This is a genomic window from Paenibacillus sp. G2S3 (genome assembly GCF_030123105.1).
Lineage (GTDB): Bacteria > Bacillota > Bacilli > Paenibacillales > Paenibacillaceae > Paenibacillus_AQ.
The window spans coordinates 3,486,044-3,507,655 of the sequence record NZ_CP126095.1 but is presented as its reverse complement, the minus strand read 5'-3'; the positions used below and the strand labels follow the sequence as shown (position 1 = coordinate 3,507,655).

Below are 21,612 nucleotides of genomic sequence, written 5' to 3'. Positions count from 1 at the left end.
CTTTAAGCTTAGTTTAACGTTTCACCCTTCGAGCAAAATCCACGAACTGAAATTTATCCAGTCGATGCCTGGATTCGGTATATTGGAAAAGCACCGTGTTCTCCAAATAAACATAGTTTCGTACTACTACAATATGAGTGTAACTCTTCAAATCAAGCAGTCTATGATCCTCCTCGGTAGAAGGCTCAACGGATATCAGCTTCTTCGCATAACTGATTTTAAGCCCCAACTCCTGCTCCAGATATTCATAGAGTGAGCCTTCCGCGATCTCCTCGCTTAGGAATGGAACAATATCTGCTCGGAAATAATCCTTATCCAAAATGATCCGATCGCCTTCAATTTCTCTGGCACGAATAACTTTCCAAACCAGGGTTTCAGGCGGAATCTGCAGATGTCTGGCGAGCGCGGAGCCTGCCGGATCACTTATCGTCCGCTCTACCAGTGTCCGTGAGGCAGTACCCAGTGTATCGGCCATCTCTTTAAATGAAATCAGACCGGTAACGGGGAAATCCATTCTCGTCATATCAAGCACAAAGGAGCCTCTACCCTTAATTTTGTGAATATACCCTTCACGAAACAGCAGGTTCAGCGCTTTGCGAACGGTCTCTCGTGAAGTGCTGTAAGCTTCAGCAAGTTCACTTTCAGAAGGCAGTTTGGTTCCAGGTAGCAGTTGTCCAGAAAGAATTTGGTTGCTGTACTCATTATAAATTTGCAAATATTTATTTTCTCTCAATTTTGATCACCGCCCTTTATTGTATCACGTCATGCCTTTGGAAGCATCGATTCAATTGGAGGGAAATTTATAGCGTGTAACATATAAATTCTTATATTTACAGAAAAACAGCCCCCAGGGGCTGTCTTTCTGTAATATAAAGTCTTTGCCAATATAGTCTATCTCAACTCTTGAGATGAATAGTCAAGATGCTAGATTGTCTAGCTGCAGCTGGTCCAGTCTTCTCCTCAATCTTCTCCACCATATCCTGACCTGCAGGAATGATGATTGGTGTAATCAACGGGTAGCCTGCTGCGCGAATAGCTTCCATATCAAATTCTAGCAGAAGCTCACCTGCATGCACCTTGTCGCCAATATTCTTATGGGTGGTAAAACCACTGCCTTTAAGAGACACCGTATTAATACCAACGTGGATAAGTACTTGTACACCGCTGGCATGCTCCAGTATAAGCGCATGTTTGCTCTTGATCACATGAGCTACTGTAGCATCAAAGGGTGCATATACTTTACCCTCAGAAGGTTCGATTGCAATTCCCTCGCCCATCTGCTTCTCAGCAAATGCAGGATCAGGCACCTGTTCTAGAGATACTGCAGTTCCACTGAGCGGAGAGATAAGCTCCAGAATATTCATGGATTTTTGTGACTCTTGAACTGTAGGGTGGCTGTTCAAATCGTCTGTTTTGCTCACAGTACTAGTAGCCTTTTTAGCTGAGTTCTTTTCGGAACGTCCCACCACAGAACGACCGTAGAGTACAGTGGCGACAAAAGGCACGATGAGTACAATAGCCATGCCTATAAAGAATACGCCCCATTGGTTCGGGAATATCGACAGGAAGCCGGGAATCCCCCCTACGCCAATGGAAGAAGCGCGAACCTGGTTAACAGTAAGAAGCATGCCGGCAATTGCCGAGCCGATCATCCCGAAGATGAAAGGATAACGATAGCGAATATTCACACCGAAGATCGCTGGTTCCGTCACGCCGAGGAATGCAGAGACGGAAGACGTAGCAGCCAAGCCTTTTGCCTTCTGTTCTCTGACTACGAACATCATTGCCAGTGCCGCGGCACCTTGTGCAATATTGGAGAGCGCTAACATCGGCCAGAGGAAGGTGCCGCCCTCGCTGCCGATGAGCTGCACATCCACCGCCAAGAAGGTATGATGCATACCAGTGATAACCAGTAGCGCATAGAATCCGCCGTAGATCAAGCCCCCAAGGAGCGCAAAGTGATCAAATACATAGATCAGGCCGGAGGTGATGGCATTGGCAATGCCAAAGGTAACTGGTCCGATAATGGTGAAGGCCAGAAAGCCTGTAATCAGCAGAGTCACTGGTGCAACAACCAGCAGTTTAATGGAATCATGTACCCGGCGATTGAGGAATTTTTCCAAGCTAGCTAGAATATAGGCCGAAACCAGTACTGGCAATACTTGCCCCTGATAACCGATCTTCTCCAAATGCCAGCCGAACAAATTCCAGGTCGGAACAGTTCCCTCAGTGGAAGCACTTGCATAGTTGTAGGCACTTAATAAATCTGGATGTACGAGAATGAGACCGAGAACAATCCCGAGCAGAGGACTACCTCCGAAACGGGTGACAGCTGCCCAACCGATAAGTGCTGGTAAAAAGGTAAACGCTGTGCTGGCAATCGTATTAATAATCGCAGCAATGTCCTTCCATGCGGGATAGACATCCACGAGTGACTGGCTATCGAAGAAGATACCAGGTCCTGTCAGTATATTATTAATCCCAAGCAGCAAACCTGCGGTTACGATGGCCGGAAGAATCGGAATAAATATATCAGCGAGCGTCTTGATCGCACGCTGCAGCGGATTCTGTTTTCGGGCAGCAGCTGATTTCACTTCATCCTTGGAAGAACGAGCTCCGCCAGTGATCTTAATCATTTCATCATATACTTTATCTACAGTTCCCGGTCCGATAACGATCTGAAACTGCCCCTGGCTAGAAAATTGTCCTTTTACGAGTTCGTTACGGTCCAGGGCCTCCGAATCCACCTTGCTCTCATCATACAGCGAGAATCTCAGCCGGGTTACACAATGTGTCGCAACCTCAATATTCTCCTTACCCCCAATTGCCTGTACGATATCCTCAACATTTTTGCGGTCTATAGCCATATCTTCACTCCTTACATAATTGATTTGTGCTCCTTCTCAAGTACACTTCGTTAGCGGATTAACCACATGTAGGAAGCATAAGGACTAAGCTGAAGCTCTTGTGTTAATGCAGGTGTTTCTGTTGTATTCCCAATCAGAAGCTCGTCTTTACCACTTGATGATAACTCTGTCCAGTGACTATCTTCAAAGCGGAAGGTAATCTCTTTACTCCTGAAGTTCGAGACCACTACAAGCGCTTCTCCATCGCTTGTTCTAGCATAAGCGAACACTTCAGGATGCCCTTCGTCGAGTCTCTTGAATACACCTTCTATGAAAATCCCATACTCCTTGCGTAATGTAATCAGCTTGCGGTAATGATGGAAGATGGAATCAGGATTTGCTAGCTCCTTCTTCACATTGATGTCCGAATACCGCTCATCAACTTTCAGCCATGGAGTACCTGTGGTAAATCCGGCATTTCGGCTGTCATCCCACTGCATCGGCGTACGGGAATTGTCCCGTGAACGTTCCTGAAGAATACTCAGGGCAGTCTCAGGACTTTTCCCCTGTTCACACAATATACGGTACATATTCAGTGACTCAATGTCACGGAACTCATCGATGCTCTTCCATACCGGATTTGGCATCCCGATTTCTTCCCCCTGATACACATAAGGTGTTCCCTGAAGGCCATGCAGAGTTGTTGCAAGCAGCTTGGCACTTTCTACACGGTAGACCTTATCATCCGTAAATCTGGAGAGGGCACGCGGTTGATCGTGATTGTTAAAAAATAATGCGTTCCAGCCCCGACCTTTCTGCATTTCCGTCTGCCACTCTGTGAACAAGCTTTTCATCGCCTCAAAATCATAGGGCATTAGCTCCCACTTCTGTCCATTCGGATAATCGACTTTTAAGTGATGAAAATTGAAAGTCATGGAAAATTCCCGTTCTTTAGGACTCGAGTACCGGATGCAATGCTCCAGTGTAGTTGAGGACATCTCTCCGACCGTCACCATCTCATACGGACCAAATACCTCTTCGTACATCGCTTTGATGTATTCATGGACCCGTGGACCGTCAGTATAGAACTTGCGTCCATCCCCCGGTGGAACACTCCCGTCATCGTTAGGGAAGCGCTGATCCTTGGAGATTAAATTAATTACATCCATGCGGAAGCCGTCGACACCCTTATTAGCCCAGAATAGCATCATATTATTCACTGCTCTACGTACCTTCTCGTTCTCCCAATTCAGATCGGCCTGGGTTTTATCGAAGAGAGTAAGATAATATTGTCCCGAAGCTTCATCAAACTGCCAGGCAGGACCCCCGAACTTCGACTGCCAATTGTTGGGTAAGCCGCCGTCCGGAGCCGGGTCCTTCCAGATATAGTAATCACGGTAGGGATTGTTCCTGCTTGAAAGGGACTGTTTGAACCACTCATGTTCTGTTGAAGTATGGTTAACCACGATATCGATCATTAGCTTCATTTCGCGTCTGTGCAGTTCCTGTATTAGCTCGTCAAAATCCTCCATCGTACCAAAATCCGGGTTGATATTTTCATAATCCGCAACATCGTAACCGTTATCATGTTGTGGCGAGACATAAACCGGCTGTAACCAGACAATATCGATTCCAAGGTTCTGTAAATAATCCACTTTTTCAATAAGTCCTTTAATATCTCCTGTTCCGTTGCCTGTAGTGTCCTTAAAGCTCTTCGGATACACCTGATACACCGTGGACCGGCGCCACCATTCCGAATACTGGGACTGACTCAAGTTGAACACCTCCAAAAGAATTACTTTATGTCAAATATTAAACCTGTATATACAAGTTCAAACACTTCACACAGTTTAAACCTGTATATACAGGTTGTCAATACTTTTGCTTATCACAACAACTGAAGTTTCTTCTTTTATTAACCCATTTGACTATAGATTATTACTTCAGCGTTTAACATTTGGTTTTTCTTACCTTAATATTCATTCCATAATCACAACAAAAAAAGCCGCTCTCTTGGCGGCTTCTTATTTACGAAGATGTGTAGTTAAAAGGACGAACAGGATACCTTTTTACTCAATACAAGTTAGGTATCCTGTTACTATTTTTAATAAAGTTTATTTAAGCCCCTGTAAGAGACTCTGTCCAAATTGTGGCATGGTTACACCAAAGTTATCTGCAATTGTTGCTCCAATATCCGAAAATGTCTTACATACAGGTAGCTCACTTTGTCGATTGAAACTCTTACTGTAGATGAGTAAAGGAACATATTCACGGGTATGATCTGTACCTGCATGAATGGGATCGTTGCCATGGTCTGCCGTAATTATAAGTAAATCCTCTTCACTTATCTCCGCAAGAACTTCAGGTAATCGATCGTCAAATTCTTCTAGCGCTTTCCCATACCCAATTGGATCTCTACGATGTCCATAAAGTGCATCAAAATCAACAAGATTCAAGAAACTAAGTCCTGTAAAATCAGTATGAATGGTCTCCATGAGTTTATCCATACCATCCATGTTAGACACTGTACGCAATGATTTGGTGACACCTTCTCCATCATATATATCTGAGATTTTGCCAATCGCTAGTACATCAAACCCAGCATCCTTGAGCTCATTCATCACGGTTCTTTCATAAGGCTTCAAGGCATAATCATGACGATTCGCTGTTCTCTTGAAATCCCCGGACTGTCCGAGGAATGGTCTTGCAATCACTCTGCCTAGCATGTATTCCTCACGCAAAGTAATCTCTCTGGCAATCTCACAGATTTGATATAGCTCTTCCAAAGGAACAACCTCTTCATGAGCCGCAATCTGAATCACAGAGTCAGCTGAAGTATAGACAATGAGTGCACCAGTGTTCATATGCTCTTGTCCAAGCTCATCGAGAATATCTGTACCACTAGCGGGCTTATTCCCAATTATCTTTCGTCCCGTTTTTTCTTCTAATTCGTTAATTAATTCATACGGAAATCCTTCAGGGAACACCTTGAAAGGAACATCAATTCGTAGGCCCATGATTTCCCAATGTCCTGTCATCGTGTCCTTCCCGTTCGAAGCCTCTTGCATTTTGGTCCAATATGCTAAAGGCCCTTCTACTTTGGGTACTCCGGGTATTTGGTCAATATGGCTTAACCCTAACTTGGATAAAACAGGAACATGCAGCCCATTCATATTTTCCGCAATATGCCGTAAGGTATGTGATCCTGCATCTCCAAACTTTTCAGCATCTGGAGCTTCACCAATGCCTACAGAATCCATAACAATGACGAAAACCCGCTTAAACCGAGGTGTTAGTTTCATGTTGATACTCCTTAGTTTAACTAAAATATGATACCGATAATCAAAGCAGATAAAACGCTTACAAGTGTGGCACCAAATAACAGCTTTAATCCAAATCGAGCGACAATATTTCCTTGTTTTTCATTCAAGCCTTTCACTGCACCCACAATCGTACCAATGGACCCAAAGTTAGCAAATGAGATTAGAAAAACCGAGACAATGGCTGTAGTACGCCCACTTAAACCGTCTTGCATCTTAACAAAGTCAAGCATAGCAACGAATTCATTCGCAACAAGCTTTGTCGCCATGATACTGCCTGCATCAACAGCTTCATGCCATGGTACACCGATAAGAAAGGCAATGGGTGCAAAGACATACCCTAAAATTCCTTGAAACGAGATACCGAATACTCCGCTGAAGAGCCCGTTAATTAAAGCGATGATCCCAACGAAACCAACCAACATTACCCCAACTACTATGGCTACTTTAAAGCCATCCATAATATATTCGCCTAGCATTTCAAAAAACGTTTGTTTTTCCTCTACCTGAACTTCAACAATATCTTCTTCAGGTGTAACTTCATACGGATTAATGATGGATGAAATGATGAATCCACCGAATAGGTTTAATATTAACGCTGCCACTACATACCGTGGTTCTAGCATCGTCATATATGAACCAACAATTGACATGGATACCGTGGACATTGCTGACGCACATAATGTATATAAGCGATGTTTTGGCAATAATCCAAGCTGGTTTTTCACCGATATAAACACTTCATTTTGTCCTACAATTGCAGCTGCAACTGCATTATAAGATTCCAATTTGCCCATTCCATTTATTTTACTTAGTACCAAACCAATATACTTGATAATGAACGGGAGAATTTTGTAATGCTGCAATATCCCTATTAATGCCGACATAAAAACAATTGGCATCAAAACATAAAGGAAAAATGTATGGGCCCCTTCATTTGCAATCCCACCAAAAACAAAGTCAGTCCCTTCATTGGCGTATCCAAGCAATTTTGCAAAACTATCGGCAAACCCTTTAATTAAGAATTCACCTATACTTGTTTTTAGTATAATTAATCCCAAACCGATCTGAATAGCAATCATTACAATGATTGGTCGATATTTAATCTTTTTCTTATTGTTACTTCCTAGCCATGCCAGCAATAGAACAATAACCAAACCAGCAATAGAAATTAGATAATGCATTTTTAGCCCTCCAAATTATCGGTTAATTTTCTTGGAATCCTTATATCGAAATGCATCTTTCCACATTAACCCTTGTTCCAAAATAATCGCTAACAGACTTCCGCATATTAATCCATTATTTAAAATGGCTATCACAATCGGAGATAAATGGGCCGTAGCTGATGAAGGGATAAACATTAAACCCACACCCACTAAAAGGGAAATTCCACTAACGATAAATGTTCGATCTTCGTGAATGACCTTCTTCAATTCCTTTAGCGCTAGTCCGACCATCTTCACAAAAATGACGAAGGTAACGGAATAGCCTATGGGTGCTGGAATCGCAGATATAACATTCATCATTGGCGGAAATAAGGATATTGAGATCACAAAGCAACATCCAATTAAAAATGATCTACGCTCCTTCATCCCTGTTTGTTCAACATATCCCGCCGCTCCCGAGATAGGGACAGAGCCGACCGCTCCTAAACCGCCACTAATAAGATGCGTAATTCCTGAAGTAAACCCGGCGCGCAAATAACGACGATGATCCACTTGCTTTTGTTTCATAACGGTCTCCATCAAACGGATCGACGCAACTGCATTAGTTATTAATAACAGCGTTAATAAAAATGCAGTAGTGATTGTCCCGGCATCGAATTGAGGTCTGCCAAATGGGAATATTTTCGGTAGCTTAAATAGAGTATCCGCATGTGAAAACACAGGTATATTACCGCAGATAATAAATAATAGGCAGCCTATCAATATACTGAAAATGATTGAAAACTGGCTGAGTACTACAAAGCGACTGTTCCCTAACCAAAAGGTAATGCAAACCACAATGACACTAAGGATAAATACTTTAACATCTAAGGTGGTGTGGGCTATGGTGATCCCCATCATCCCTTTCATAAAAGATCCACTTAATTGAAAGATCAATAAAAGTAAATAAATAAAAGTGATGGTGGGAGTAAATAGACGAGCGATTTTATCCATTAGCTTAAATGCTGAAATTAGGATAAATAACACACCGCTAATGATCATTGCCCCACTTAAAGCTTGTAAAGCACCATTGTTAGAGGAATAAAGTCCCCCCACTAAACTTGCGTAAATCGTAAAAATGCTCCACCATAACCCTGCCGGACCTTCATGAATAGGGAATTTATGACCCATCAGGCCTTGTAAAAAACCAGCTATCCCTAAAGTAATCATTGTGCTCTGGATAAGCCCGGAAGTCTCTATGGGTGTTAAGTTATATAAATCTGCGATAGCAATGGGTGCAGCAATTGCACCAGCGATCATAAAAATCATCCACTGCAATCCTGACAGTATGACCTTCATTTCTTTCTCACTCTCTTTTCTAACAACACTGCTCTTATCCATAAATCAGCCATCAATGACTGTGTTAAGAGCTATTTCGACCATTTCATAAAAGGATTGTTCACTTTCTTTATGAGTCAGGTGCTCCTGTCTTAGCAATTGACTGCCGACTGTCAAAATCGATAACGCTTTTACACCATATTTAGCGGCTAAAGTGTATAGGGCTGTGCTTTCCATTTCCACTGCTAATACACCAAAATCCATAAACTTGTGAAGTCGATCTAAATTTTCACGGTAGAATTCATCAGAATTATAGATGTTACCAACAAACACTTTTGCATTTTTAGCTTGTGCTTGTTGATACGCTTTCATTAACAATGAGAAGTCTGCTGTAGGTGCAAAATTACAGCCATGAAAGATCTTCTCCGTCATATTACTGTCTGAAGACACTGCTTGGGCTAATATAATATCGCGGATATTGATTTCTTCCTGCATCGCTCCACATGTACCAATGCGAATCAATTTCTTAACTTCATAATCGACGATCAATTCTGTTGCATAAATACTCATCGATGGATTTCCCATCCCTGTCCCTTGAACCGACACGGGTACACCCTTGTATAATCCAGTGTATCCATACATCCCTCTTACTTCGTTATAACAATTAGCCTCCTCTAAAAAGTGTTCTGCTACAAATTTTGCACGTAATGGATCTCCTGGGAGCAAAACGCGCTCTGCTATTTCTCCCTTATTTGCACCTAAATGCCTACTCATAGTTCTTCCTCCAACTTTTAATAGTAAACTGAGGTTTACCGAAATCGCTTTCCAATTGCCCTCAAGTAAAATCAGTTTCGAAACTAGATTGAGCATAAGGTTTTTTAACATTACAAACTAGACCAAAAACTTACGTAGCTTACGGAAAATAATTGGTCAAATTATAAAAGCAATTCTTTACGAATGTTGTCCAAATCTCTTTTAGATGGGATTGTAGAAATAATAACAACCGGCACTGTCTTTAGTGCAACCGGGATATTACTAATGACAAGATCAATATTATTTTGCTGCATGATCTCGTCGGTTAGCCCTTTCATAATGGAGGTATTAAGGATCAACTGATCCCCTATTTCCTTCTTTATTAAATCTGCTATGTAATGACGAATTGAAAATTCCTCCCCGATCACTAAGAAAGCCCTCTTACTCTTATAACGTAAACTCGAACGAACAATTAAGGTTAGCTTTGTTAAATGGAAATTATTGAAGAGAACGGAATGGTAAGTTTTATTCCACGTTTGCATACAGGTTTGCATTTCTTGATAAATCTGCTGGCACTCCTGCTCTACATATGTTGTTAAATGACTTTTTGAGATCATCATCCATTCCGGAATGGCATTTTCGATTAATAGCTTGTCAAAGAACCCGTAAATCTCCAAGGTAAATCGTGCATGCATATCCAAGTTCGGGTATACCTTTGCCAACAACATTAGAAGCAGATTTCCCATTTGATATTCTTCTTTATCTTTATGTAATTCGACTTCTTTAATCGGAGTGATCTCTGACCCTTCATAATAATGATATTGGCTGAGACTAACCATTGCTTGCATAAAGAATATTTCACTTTTTGGAAATTCAATGAACAGCTTTTCTTCAAGACGCTCTGCAATGCCTATCAATGGTGTATAAAACATCCCCTTTTCCCAGTGGTAAGCATTTTCGTCGATTTTTACACATTTCCCTTTAGCAACTCTTTCTATAACAATGGCCAACAAAAAGGATAATCTCCTTTTGGAATTGATAAAATATACAATGTTATTCTCATTCTCTATATTTGTGATCAACTGATTGATATAAGCAAAATCGACATTCGCAAAGGGCCATCCTGTAAACTCATACGCATCACAATATAAATTCCAATAAAAATATCGTATATTCATTTCATTCCCTTTGATCACAGGTGTAGAGTAACTAATGCGTAACTTATACGCTTTTAGATCATTATTATTTAATTCCACAATCAGCTTCTTCAAAGACGAGGTACTCATAAACATGGCTTCAGAAAGCTCCTCCACAGACATTCGACCAGCATTCGTAAACAATAAATTCATCAGCTGATAAAAAATGGTTTGTCTGAACATAGAAGAAATCACTTCACTTATCGTACTTTGCCCATCACGTAGAAGAACGATTCCCTTACCTCTAGAAACTTCAATGGTTACAGTAGAGGGTAGTTGCTTGCTGATTTCCTCCACCATCTTCCGTATTGTCTTATCTGAGATCCCTAAACTTTTTTCCACTTCGGCTAAGGTAAACCATCTTTGTTCCGTATCAAGCAGCGTTAATAGTTGGCTAGCTAAATTAAATCCCTTGTCCATTGTTATCCACCCTATTTCAATTTCATTTTAATTTTTATAGTATAAACAAATTCACATCCTTAACCATATTATTTTTCAATAAAAAAACTCGGGTTTCATTTACCCGAGTTTCAAAAAAATGATTAATGAAATTATTCTTGTTGAGCAAACTGTGCAAATAGCTCATCAAACGAAGCTTTAAGCTTCATTGCGGCATTGTCTGAGAACATCAGCTTCAGGTTATCATCTGAAACCTTCGCAGACGACGAAGAATACTCATACATTTTCTCCTCATAAGCTTGAATGGCTTTATCAAAGTCTTCATGACCGGTGATGGCAAGCGCAAGCTCCGCTGCATCGTGCATCGCCAAGTTGACACCTTCACCTGCAAACGGTGACATTAGATGTGCAGCGTCACCAATGAGCGTAATTCCCGGCTTATGATCCCACTTAAGCCCGACCGGCAGCGTATAGATCCGTCTTAGCAGAATATTATCCTCTGACTTTCGGATATAGTTCTGAAGCGGCTCCGCCCAATCTTCGAAATACGCGAGCAGCTGCTCTTTCGCTTCCTTTGGTTGATCAAAAGGGATACCGCATGTATCCATCCAGTTTTGCTCGGCCGTGAAGGTTAAGGCGACTTTGATCTTACCGTCCCCGTTTAGCTGTGCAAGTATACCTTTATGATCGCCCAGCCCAAACACCTTGCCCCTCGCGTTAAAGGATGCCTGATCAGGATGTACCTTGGAATCCACTTGCAGCTCTATCATTGTTAACCCGGAATAAGAAACCTTGGCATCCGTTAACAGCGGGCGCAGTTTAGAGAAAGCTCCATCAGCACCAATTACTAGATCCACTGTCTCCTTCACGCAGTTGTCAAAATGAAGCTCATGCTGGCCGCCTTCCAGAGCCACTGCCTCCGTCAGCTTGTAACCGTAGCGAATCGTATCAGGCTGCAACGCATTCAGCAGCAGGTCGCTTAACGTTCCACGATCGATCTCCGGACGGCCACCTTGTTCTCCCTCCTCTGCTCTTTCGTCCATATAGATCTTGCCGCTTTTATCAAACAGGCGAAAATCTTCTCCTTCGTAGCGCGCAATCGCCTGGAATTGCTCAAGCAATCCTGCTTCCTTCAGAGCTATCTGGCCGGAATCCTCATGAATGTCGAGTGATCCTCCGCGCTGGGCGTTGGCATCCTTTAATTCTCGTTCATAAATCGTTACTGCAATGCCATGTCTTTGCAAAATTAAAGCTAAAGTAAGTCCACCTGGACCTCCGCCGATAATAGCAATTCGTTTTTTCGTTTTATTTGCTGTCACCATAACCATCTCCTATATCCATGTATGTTGTCTGTTCCTTACACAGATATAGTAGTGCGGCTAATTAAACTGAATTTAAACGAGCATGGTGCAAAGGTTTCATCACATCTGCGCTTTTTCTTCAATCGGGCTGATTGCTTTAAGCTGCATCGCTATAACGGCTGCAATAACGGCTTTGATAATGTCTCCCGGAAGAAAGGCCAACGCTCCGACAAGTCCGGCCCATATCGACGTATTTGTTATCAATGCCATGATAGGGGCACCAATCAGACTCACCAGCAATACACCAAAGATTAGGTTAATCACTATCAGCTTCCAAGTTCGGACCTTCGGCCAGATTTTTTCAGAATACCAGCCGATAAGGCCGGCCGCGATAGGGAAGCTAAATATGTATCCAGCAGAAGGACCAATGAGCACCGCGATTCCGCCGCGACCACCAGTCAGTACAGGCAGTCCGATGGCTACCAGAATGATAAAAATGACTAGACTGAGGGCACCCATCCGTTTCCCTAGAAAACATCCAGCTAACATGACGCCAAGCGTCTGTGCAGTGATCGGAACGGGGATGAAGCCGAGGGGGATGGGTGGAATCATGCCCAGCACTGCGATAAGTGCTGCGAATAATGCAGCATAAATAAGTTCTTTTGTCTTCAAAAAATTGACCTCCATTGGATATAAATGATTGTATTCTGGTTAGTAAATGCGTCCAGTAAGCTGAATTATAATGGAGATATCCTTGATTGTAAACCATGAATTAATTTATAGTTTACAATAGAACAAAATACCAAGCTTGAGTTTTTCCAATTGTTATATAGAATTAGAGTATTCAGTCGTAATCGTTGGATATTAATATATCCAATGGGTTTTGGTCGGAGAGTTATACTTTTGGAGGTTTAAGTTCATGACAGTAAAAGAACATATTCTTGCCTTGCTCGATAGTAATAAGGGTGAATATTTTTCCGGCGAGGAAATAGCCGTTCAGTTATCCGTGACGCGCAGCGCTGTCTGGAAAGCCATAAAATCGCTACAGACAGACGGTTATTCCATACAAGCTGTAACCAATAAGGGATATTCCATGTCACCTCAAACAGATATCTTATCAGCCAGTGCCATTTCAAAGTACTTGGATACACAGGGGCAAAAGCTACGTGTAGAAGTCTTTAAGACACTATCTTCAACGAATGAAGCCGTAAAAAGCCTTGCTTCAAATGGAGAAGCTGAGGGTAAGGTAATCCTTTCCGAAGAACAGACAGCAGGCCGCGGTAGAATGGGCCGAAAATTCTTTTCTCCACCGGGAACGGGAATCTATATGAGCATCCTGCTGCGTCCCAAGCTGTCAGCAACAGATTCCGCTCTGCTGACCACTTGTGCCGCCGTCGCTGTTGCCCTTTCGATCGAAAGCATATCCGGTAAAGAAACGCAGATTAAATGGGTGAATGACGTTTTTATGGAAGGTAAAAAGGTGTGCGGGATCCTTACCGAAGCATCTGTGTCACTGGAAAACGGCTGGCTTGATTATGCCGTTCTTGGCATTGGTATCAATGTAGCGCTACCGTCCGACGGCTTTCCTAACGACCTTACCGAGATTGCAACAACTGTAATTTCTGAAAACAATTCTTATGGTGATCTCCGCAACCGACTGGTAGCAGAAGTACTGAACAATTTCATGGGATATTATGAGCAATTAACGGACAGATTGTTTCTTTCCGAATATAGAAAACGGTTAATTTCACTTGGCAAACCCGTGACAGTGATAAAGAATAATGAACAACTTAAGGCAACAGCCATTGATATCGATAACGATTGCCATCTGAAAGTCAGATATGAGAATGGTGAAGAGGAATATCTTTCAAATGGAGAAGTCAGCGTTAAAATTTAGCTATTGTTCTTTTTAAGATAGGTTAGCTTATGACGTTTTCGCAAAAGAAGCCACCTTGTAGGTGGCTTCTTTTGCGTATATGTTACTCGTGGGAATCGTCAAATTTAAGCATTGAAGAATCATTTCTCAGTGGTTTATTATTGCAAATTATTTTTTATCCAGCTAATCAGTGACTCTTCCTTCGGAGCCCAACCGAGTAGATTTCTAGCATGGGTGGCACGCACACGACTGTTCGAGGCGATAGCAAAGCGCGCCCAGTCTCCAAGTTCTGCTATCGCTTCATCTGCTGGCCAGCTTATGGTCTTGCCTCCAAAGCCTAATGCCTCGCTGACAGATTTGGCGATGTCTCCATAAGATTCCTCTCCATTTTCGGCAAAAAAATACGATGCAGAAGGTGCTTTTTCAAGTGCCAATACATACAGTTGTACCAAATCCTTGATGTGGACATTAGACCAACGATTTACGCCTTTACCTACGTGAACACCTGCCTGCAGCTCTCTCGACTTGCGAATAATTTGCGGCAATTGATCGCTTTCCACAGGCAACGCTAGTGCATCACCATAAATCATAGATGGGACTATCACGATGCTTCTCACCCAGTCCTCAATTCCAGCCTTGCGTACTAGGTTGTTGATCGCTACGCGGTTTTCCCTAATATCCATAGGCACAAATGGTGTTTCCTCGTCAAAAATTTGTTCGCTCGCCGTTTCGCCACGGGCATCATCCCCAACCACACTAGAACCCGATGTATGCAAAAATGGTTTTCCACTTCCACGTAGCGCAGCTATAAAAGTTTCAACTGCTAGCAAATGATCTGAATCGGCTGTGTGAATTACTGCGTCGCTGAGCTTAGCATATTTCGTTAGAGTATCCGTATCTTCCAACGTGCCGAGTATAGGCTCTATCCCAATATCCCTTAATGCTTCCACCTTATCGGGATTGCGAACCAGACCGAAGATAGTATGCCCAGCATCAAGTAAACCTTTAGCCACCGACCCGCCGATATAACCTGAAGCTCCTGTGATAAACACTTTCATAATATTTCCTCCTCATCTATGATGTTGATGCTTGTCCATTCGACAAAGTATGGTGCCAGTCTCAATTATTTATTAATTTTGCTGCTTCTTTATTGTAAGCTACAAAACATAAATAAAACAAATTATGAAATAACCACTTATTAATAAATATTTTTATAAATAATACTAGCTAATCCATCTTCTTTTCCCTTAGGACAGATATGATCTCATGAATCAGAGGTAAATGCTTATTCTTTAACTGATAAGCGATATATAACTCGTTTTTTACTTTTAAATGCTTAAAAACAACTTTTGATTTACCTTCTTTTGACGAATTTTGCAAGAGGTATGTAGGTATGACACTCATGCCCTCCCCGAGCTCAACTGCCTTCAGGATCATGTGTAAATTAGGAATGATATGAATAGGTCTAATTTCAGGACGTTTCTTAAAATGTTCTCTCCAAATTCTTCTTATTATCGGCAATTCTAAGCCATAGCTAATCCATTTCTGTTTAGAGAGCCATTGCTCTTCAAGCTTCAGAGTATCAAATTCAAGGATTTCATAATCGCTTGGAGCTACTATAACAAACTCTTCATCCATTAGTTTCAGATACTCGACACCGGGAGTTTGGAACCTTTTTGACACAATGAGGATGTCTAGCTTGTCTTCCTTCAGGAGCTCTAGCAATTGCTCGGCGGTTCCAAAATGCGAAATGGTGCAAGTATTAAATTCAGGAAGCAATGGCAATATTTTTTCACTAAAAAACTCATGCGCCGCTCCCAGCTTGATTACGCTCAGCGTAGGCAAAGAAGCCGATTTAAAGCTCATTGTCGTATTCTCTAATGACTCTATAAGTGGAGCGAGCTGGGAATATAACTCCTTTCCCCGCTCTGTTGGAGTGATTTTTCTAGTCGACCGAATAAATAAAGTTTCTCCCACCTCCGCCTCTAAGGCGGCTAAGTGCTGACTCATGGCTGGCTGCGTCATCATGCGGGTTTTTGCGGCTTCAGAAATCGATTGATACTTATATATTGTGCAAAAGCTTCTATACCATTCAAAATCAACCATACTCTAGGCTCCACCTTTATACTGTAAAATTTATATTTCGCTTATTCTACTGTGCTAAAGCATCTAAATCAGACTGCATCTTGTTCCGCAGAACATACAGCATGATGGCACCAACAAGGAACGCAACGGCATCCGAAATGACGAGCGACCAGACCACACCATGGAAACCATTCATTCGATTGGCTATATACAACACAGGAATCAGAGTAACACCTTGAATAATTGACATTATAAACGCGGCAGTTCCTTGCGCTGTAGCTTGGAAGATCCCGGTAAACAACGAAGTCATTCCTGTAATGAATAAGGATAAGAATGTTACATGCAGAATGTAGCTGCCCATCTCAATTAATTGCGGGTCATTCGTAAATAAGCCAATTAAGTGGTCGGAAATCAGATAGACGATAACGCCGAACACGACAGCTAAAGCTATTATCGCTTTGATCGTGAATCCGATGGTATGCTTCATACGTAATTTATTTGCTGTAAAAGAGAAGGCAATGAGCGGCACGACACCCTCGCATAAACCCATCAGAATACACTCAGGTAATTGCAATAAACGGGATGAAATTCCGAACCCCGCTATGGCTTGATCTCCATACTCGACTAGAAAATGGTTCAATACGAGTGACATTGCACCCAAGAAGATACTCATAATAAAGACGGGAACTCCGATTTTGAATACATTGCTCACTATTTCCTTGGTAGCTTTGAACCATTTTAAAGAGACAGTTAAGAATTGACTTTTATAACCCAAATGGTAGGCGTAGAATGCGCTCGCAACCAAGTTAGAGATGACCGTAGCAGTTGCAACGCCAATCACGTCCCAATGGAAGACGAAGATAACTAGCGCATCGAGAATAATATTCACGACCACACTTAGAATCATCCCGATCATAGATGTGATTGCAGAACCTTCTGAGCGCACGATATTCTCCAGCGTGAAGCATAATACAACGAATGGTGAGCCAATAAGCATAATTGTTACATAGTCTTTTGTAAATCCGAAGGAGTCAGGCGTCGCTCCCAGGCCATGAACAATTGGATCAATTAACGGGAGACCAACAGCCATCACGATAAGACCAATAACTAAACTGCTGTAAAAAGCGAATGAAGATACATGCTTTACATCATCATATTTTTTCTCCCCTAGCAAGCGGGAGATGAATGTACCACTGCCCATACCAATCAAGTTTCCTAGCGCCATAATAATCGCGAATAACGGCAAGGTTAGTGCAAGTGCGGTTAACATAGCCGTATTGCCCAGTGTGCCAAGGAAGTAGGCATTTAAAATGGAATATATGACACTCATTGACATGCCTAACATCATCGGTATACCGAAGTGAGCTACGGCTTTTGCGATGGGTGCTTTTTCAAAGTAATGGAGGTTTTCTGCATCCATGTGGGTCACCACTTTCTTCATCATATTTGGTCTTCAAATTACTTAGAATTCTAACTATTGGTTGAATATGAACCATGACGCAGCAACAAACAACCCCGTACCGTAACAACTACTTTACGGGGTTGGTGTACGAAATTTGAAAGTTCTTCAGTTTCCAAGAAAGTACGTCATTTCGCCGCCTTTGCCGTTCATCTTTCTCTTGTGAAAGGCAGCGCCACTGCTACTGTTTGTTGAAAAGACTCTGCTTACTTATCGTTCGGATCATGTGACTTGTCTGGTGACGAATTTCTTCCATCTCTGGAAGGCCAGCCGAATCCGCGCATGTCTCCATGCCCTTCTCCGCCAAAGCCAGGGAACCTTCCGCTAAAGCGTTCGTCCCTAGAATTCCCCCACATTTTTTGCATTTGTCCACGCATGGCCATTAGCTTTTCAAATTCCTCTGTACCCATACGCTCCTTTGCGGCCACCATCCACATAGCCATTACATCACGTTCTCCGTCCGTTCCAAGCTCTTCTTCTAAAGCCATAATTACGCGTGTTAAGTAATCCCCGAAAGCAACCTGCTCTTCTAAAGATAGGCTAGAAAATATGTTAACGCTGTCTATCTCTTGTCCCTCTTCCTCTTGTCCCTTTTGGGTTAGGTAAATCAACATGATGCGTTTGTCTGTTTCTGATGGCTTACGGGTGATATATTCGGCTTTCTCCAATTTTGCAAGCAATTCATTGAGGGATGATACACGGATGTCCAGCATATAGGATAAATCTTTGGTGCTGATACCGTCTTTCATCCGGAGAAACGCCAGTATCCTGCCTTGCCCGCGGGATGTGTCGGCCATAGGGCCCACGGCAGCGTGTGTTTTTAAGTGTTGTCGTTGCAGCAGCCATTGCAGTTTCGCAAGTTTTTCGTATAATTCAGTATTCATGTCCATATTGGATCCTCCATATTTTTTTACGGTACCTGTTTATCTTTGTGACGGTACCTGTTGGTTTTTATTATAACGGTACCTGTTAGATATGTCAAAATGTTTTTTGCAGGTACCGTTAGTATGTCACTGCTTTGTTTTCGGAAGCTTGAAAAAACTCGCAAACAAAATAAAAACCCGCACAGGGCGCGGGCTTATATAACTATGTTATGATCAGTTTTCATTTTTCATATCTTCAAGCAATCCTTCAAACCATTGAACATTTACTACATGATGGGAAAGTGAATTTTCTAACATTTTTTTAAAATAAGAAGTGATATTTTCATCATGCTCAAGAGATAGTTGTATTAAAGAAATCTTATTTTTAGTTTGTTTAATTTGTATTTCTATTAATTTAGTTAGCTCCTCTTTTTTATAGTCATCTGCAAACAGCATTGCTACATAAAAAGATAGATTTATATAATCTGTCTTAGATCCATATTTGGCCATTAACTTTTCAAACTCTTTTTCACCTAATTCAGTAATGTTATAATTATGCGTCTCTCTGGTAGTATCTCTCTGGTCAACTTTTACAATATACTGTTTTTCTACTAATTGCCCAAGATTATAATAAAAGGACCCTTTGGTGAAATTCACTATATATTTATAATGTTTTTCTTCCATTAAGGATAACAATTCATATCCGTAAGCCCCTGGATTTTGTTTTAATAATCCTAAAATTAGTAATATGATCAAATAAACGCCTCCATCATAATGCTATTAGGTAGTACTATTTTAATCATTGTTGATTTGCATGAACTGAGCTTGAAATTCCTCAAATGATATTTTTCCTAACGCAAAATCCATACTCAATAAATACATTTTTTCCGCTTTAGTAAGTTCCCTTGCATTATGGAGACTCAACAACTCATTTTCATTCATTAGCGGCTCAAGTACATGTTGCTTATTATTAAAGGCTTCAAAATATCGTAACCCAAATTTTCTTTGAGATATTGCATCTATATGAATACCATCCGGATTAGAAGTTAAGCCTGTAGCAGTAACAAAGTAACAATCATCTTGTTCAAAAGCGAATTTTTGTAACTCTTGATTCACCAACTCATATTCAGTGCAATGTTTCCCAAATCCTTCTTTGCCTAAAAAATCCCCTAGTCCACCAATTATAAATGGAATATTTGGAGCATTTAACTCTTTTCTAAGCGCCGTAACAATCAAAAGTAATTTTTGATAATAGACTTTATAGTTACCATTGCTACTATCACTTTCTCCTTGATGCCATAAAACCCCCGATAATTTACTATTCTGCATAGCAAATTTAGATTCATTTAATGCATGTTTAAAAAGTGCCCCGTCAACAGCCCATTCATCAAGGGTACTTCCACCTTCAGCACAAGGAATTAAGCCAATCAAGTTTTCTTCATTTTCGCGACACCATGCATCTGCAAATGATCCAGCCAGACTTATTCCTGAAACTGGGCGGTCATAATTAATAGGTTCGGCCATCATTTGCCATCTGCCATTACGCAACATTTGTATTCTCTCGTTATAAATTGGGGGTACTTCATGTATAAATCCTCGTCCAGCCATATTTGACTGTCCAATCATTAAAAATGATTTGACCATTATTCTCATCCTCTCTTCACTGGTCTAATTAGACTGTCTATATTATTAGTCTAATTAGACTAATTGTCAACAATACGCTTTTTAACCTGAAAAGATCTAATTTCAGAATTTAATAATTTCACCAATAAAATGAAATAAAATAACCTGATGATTTGAACTGCTAATAAAATTATAAATGCCTGTTGTACCTAAAAGTTTTACATCATAGCCTGTTTCTTCTTTTGCTTCTCTACGTGCTGCATGTAGAATATCTTCACCATACTCGATTCTACCGGAAGGAAAGTTCCACTTATTCCTAACAGATGTTTTATTTTCTTTTACCATCAGTACCTTTTCTTCACGTATAATTGAAACACTTACAACCAATACAATTCCGTTTTGAGTCATGTTTGGAACCCCCAATGTTAAAGTTATCCAGTATAATAATTAGAACATATGTTCTTTTGTTTGTAAATGACCACTTCAGGCTTAAGAAGGTAACTGCTGTTAGCTTAACGGCTGGAGATGTGAATGGTTTTAAAATTTTCTCGTCCTCCGCTCAGGACAAAAACTCACATTGTTAAAACAAAAAAAGCCGCCGAACTGGCGACTATGTATGCATATATTTTCTTGGCTTAATGGCGTAATTCCTAATTCTTTAAAGATATTTTTTTGATCTCATTGCTTTCTATGATTGGGTTAGGATAACCAGTACTTACTACTTCTATCATCGCTTGCCCTAATTGTTCCGAAGTAACGGTACCCTTCAACTTCCTTAGTATGGGGTAAAAAGGTCTCAGCACATCGTATAAAAGTTGGTACAATTTTGTTTTGGATTTGACGCCGTTATAGGGAAGAATGATTCCTGGCCGGAACATATAAGCTGCCTTAAATGGAAGCCGCAAAAGATCATTTTCAGTCTTTCCTTTCACTCTCGCCCACATGGACCTACCTCTCTCAGAACTATCCGTCCCACTTCCCGACACATATAAAAAGGTCATCAGGGGATTCAGTCTAACTAATGTTTCTGCAACGGATAGCGTGATGTCATACGTTATGCGTCCATATTCATCTTCTTTCATACCCTGAGATGATACCCCGAGACAGAATAAACAAGTATCAAACCCAATTATTTCATGTTCAATTCGCTGTAAATCGGATACATCCTCAAGTTCAATTGATTTTAATTTTATATGTTGCTGCTCTGGATGTTTACGACCTATAGTAACTATTTCTCGAACTCTATCATCTAATATACATTCCCTCAGTGCACTTAGACCTACCATTCCCGTAGCGCCAAATATAATGACCTTCAAATTGTATATTCACTCCAATCCTATTCATCTAATTTACTGTACGTTAAGGTAATTATACTCGACTTCAACTTATTAAAAAAAGCAAGCCTATT

18 protein-coding genes and 1 pseudogene are annotated in these 21,612 nt (G+C 41.2%); 1 reads left to right on the top strand and 18 read right to left on the bottom strand.

Annotation, left to right across the window (positions count from 1 at the left end; all coding sequences use genetic code 11):
• Positions 1–13: 13 nt before the first annotated feature.
• The 10 genes from treR to QNH28_RS15230 form a co-directional block, all read right to left on the bottom strand.
• On the bottom strand, positions 14–733 hold the full coding sequence (gene treR, locus QNH28_RS15275; RefSeq protein ID WP_283907454.1) for a trehalose operon repressor: 720 nt from the start codon (positions 731–733) through the stop codon (positions 14–16).
• A 163-nt stretch (positions 734–896) separates the two neighbouring features.
• Positions 897–2,867 carry a PTS system trehalose-specific EIIBC component gene (gene treP / locus QNH28_RS15270; RefSeq protein ID WP_283907453.1) on the bottom strand — a complete coding sequence of 657 codons (1,971 nt, stop codon included), beginning with the start codon at positions 2,865–2,867 and terminating at the stop codon, positions 897–899.
• Positions 2,868–2,917: 50 nt separating this feature from the next.
• Positions 2,918–4,636 (bottom strand): alpha,alpha-phosphotrehalase, encoded by a 1,719-nt coding sequence (gene treC / locus QNH28_RS15265; RefSeq protein WP_481858318.1) that lies wholly within the window; start codon positions 4,634–4,636, stop codon positions 2,918–2,920.
• 324 nt (positions 4,637–4,960) lie between these two features.
• Positions 4,961–6,148, bottom strand: coding sequence for a phosphopentomutase (gene deoB, locus QNH28_RS15260; protein ID WP_283907451.1), 1,188 nt, complete (start codon positions 6,146–6,148; stop codon positions 4,961–4,963).
• A 20-nt stretch (positions 6,149–6,168) separates the two neighbouring features.
• Positions 6,169–7,350, bottom strand: a complete 1,182-nt coding sequence (locus QNH28_RS15255) for a NupC/NupG family nucleoside CNT transporter (protein ID WP_283907450.1) — start codon at positions 7,348–7,350, stop codon at positions 6,169–6,171.
• Positions 7,351–7,365: 15 nt separating this feature from the next.
• Complete coding sequence (locus QNH28_RS15250) at positions 7,366–8,712, bottom strand: purine/pyrimidine permease (RefSeq protein WP_283907449.1); 1,347 nt, start codon at positions 8,710–8,712, stop codon at positions 7,366–7,368.
• Between the two features lie 3 nt (positions 8,713–8,715).
• Complete coding sequence (deoD, locus tag QNH28_RS15245; RefSeq protein ID WP_283907448.1) at positions 8,716–9,423, bottom strand: purine-nucleoside phosphorylase; 708 nt, start codon at positions 9,421–9,423, stop codon at positions 8,716–8,718.
• A 161-nt stretch (positions 9,424–9,584) separates the two neighbouring features.
• The gene (locus tag QNH28_RS15240; RefSeq protein ID WP_283907447.1) at positions 9,585–11,018 is read right to left on the bottom strand and encodes an AcpB/EbpR/MafR family transcriptional regulator; all 1,434 of its coding nucleotides are present in this window, start codon (positions 11,016–11,018) and stop codon (positions 9,585–9,587) included.
• Between the two features lie 131 nt (positions 11,019–11,149).
• Positions 11,150–12,319: an FAD-dependent oxidoreductase gene (locus QNH28_RS15235; protein WP_283907446.1), complete on the bottom strand. Its 1,170-nt coding sequence runs from the start codon at positions 12,317–12,319 to the stop codon at positions 11,150–11,152.
• Positions 12,320–12,418: 99 nt separating this feature from the next.
• Complete coding sequence (locus QNH28_RS15230; protein WP_283907445.1) at positions 12,419–12,970, bottom strand: biotin transporter BioY; 552 nt, start codon at positions 12,968–12,970, stop codon at positions 12,419–12,421.
• A 247-nt stretch (positions 12,971–13,217) separates the two neighbouring features.
• Between QNH28_RS15230 and QNH28_RS15225 the strand changes: the two genes are divergently transcribed.
• A complete protein-coding gene (locus tag QNH28_RS15225) occupies positions 13,218–14,195 on the top strand; it encodes a biotin--[acetyl-CoA-carboxylase] ligase (protein WP_283907444.1) in 978 nt (325 codons plus the stop codon).
• Positions 14,196–14,332: 137 nt separating this feature from the next.
• Here QNH28_RS15225 and QNH28_RS15220 read toward each other — a convergent pair whose 3' ends face one another.
• From QNH28_RS15220 to QNH28_RS15185, 8 genes and pseudogenes are all read right to left on the bottom strand, one after another.
• Positions 14,333–15,232, bottom strand: a complete 900-nt coding sequence (locus tag QNH28_RS15220) for an NAD-dependent epimerase/dehydratase family protein (RefSeq protein WP_283907443.1) — start codon at positions 15,230–15,232, stop codon at positions 14,333–14,335.
• A gap of 169 nt (positions 15,233–15,401) precedes the next feature.
• Positions 15,402–16,280: a LysR family transcriptional regulator gene (locus QNH28_RS15215; protein ID WP_283907442.1), complete on the bottom strand. Its 879-nt coding sequence runs from the start codon at positions 16,278–16,280 to the stop codon at positions 15,402–15,404.
• 46 nt (positions 16,281–16,326) lie between these two features.
• Complete coding sequence (locus tag QNH28_RS15210) at positions 16,327–17,679, bottom strand: MATE family efflux transporter (RefSeq protein WP_283907441.1); 1,353 nt, start codon at positions 17,677–17,679, stop codon at positions 16,327–16,329.
• Positions 17,680–17,924: 245 nt separating this feature from the next.
• Positions 17,925–18,608 (bottom strand): MarR family winged helix-turn-helix transcriptional regulator, encoded by a 684-nt coding sequence (locus tag QNH28_RS15205; protein WP_283907440.1) that lies wholly within the window; start codon positions 18,606–18,608, stop codon positions 17,925–17,927.
• A gap of 207 nt (positions 18,609–18,815) precedes the next feature.
• Positions 18,816–19,337, bottom strand: a complete 522-nt coding sequence (locus tag QNH28_RS15200) for a PadR family transcriptional regulator (RefSeq protein WP_283907439.1) — start codon at positions 19,335–19,337, stop codon at positions 18,816–18,818.
• A gap of 39 nt (positions 19,338–19,376) precedes the next feature.
• The gene (locus QNH28_RS15195; protein ID WP_283907438.1) at positions 19,377–20,225 is read right to left on the bottom strand and encodes a sialate O-acetylesterase; all 849 of its coding nucleotides are present in this window, start codon (positions 20,223–20,225) and stop codon (positions 19,377–19,379) included.
• A gap of 114 nt (positions 20,226–20,339) precedes the next feature.
• A pseudogene (locus tag QNH28_RS15190) lies at positions 20,340–20,612 on the bottom strand (NUDIX hydrolase); the annotation flags it as partial.
• A gap of 242 nt (positions 20,613–20,854) precedes the next feature.
• The gene (locus QNH28_RS15185) at positions 20,855–21,520 is read right to left on the bottom strand and encodes a Rossmann-fold NAD(P)-binding domain-containing protein (RefSeq protein WP_283907436.1); all 666 of its coding nucleotides are present in this window, start codon (positions 21,518–21,520) and stop codon (positions 20,855–20,857) included.
• Positions 21,521–21,612: the final 92 nt, after the last annotated feature.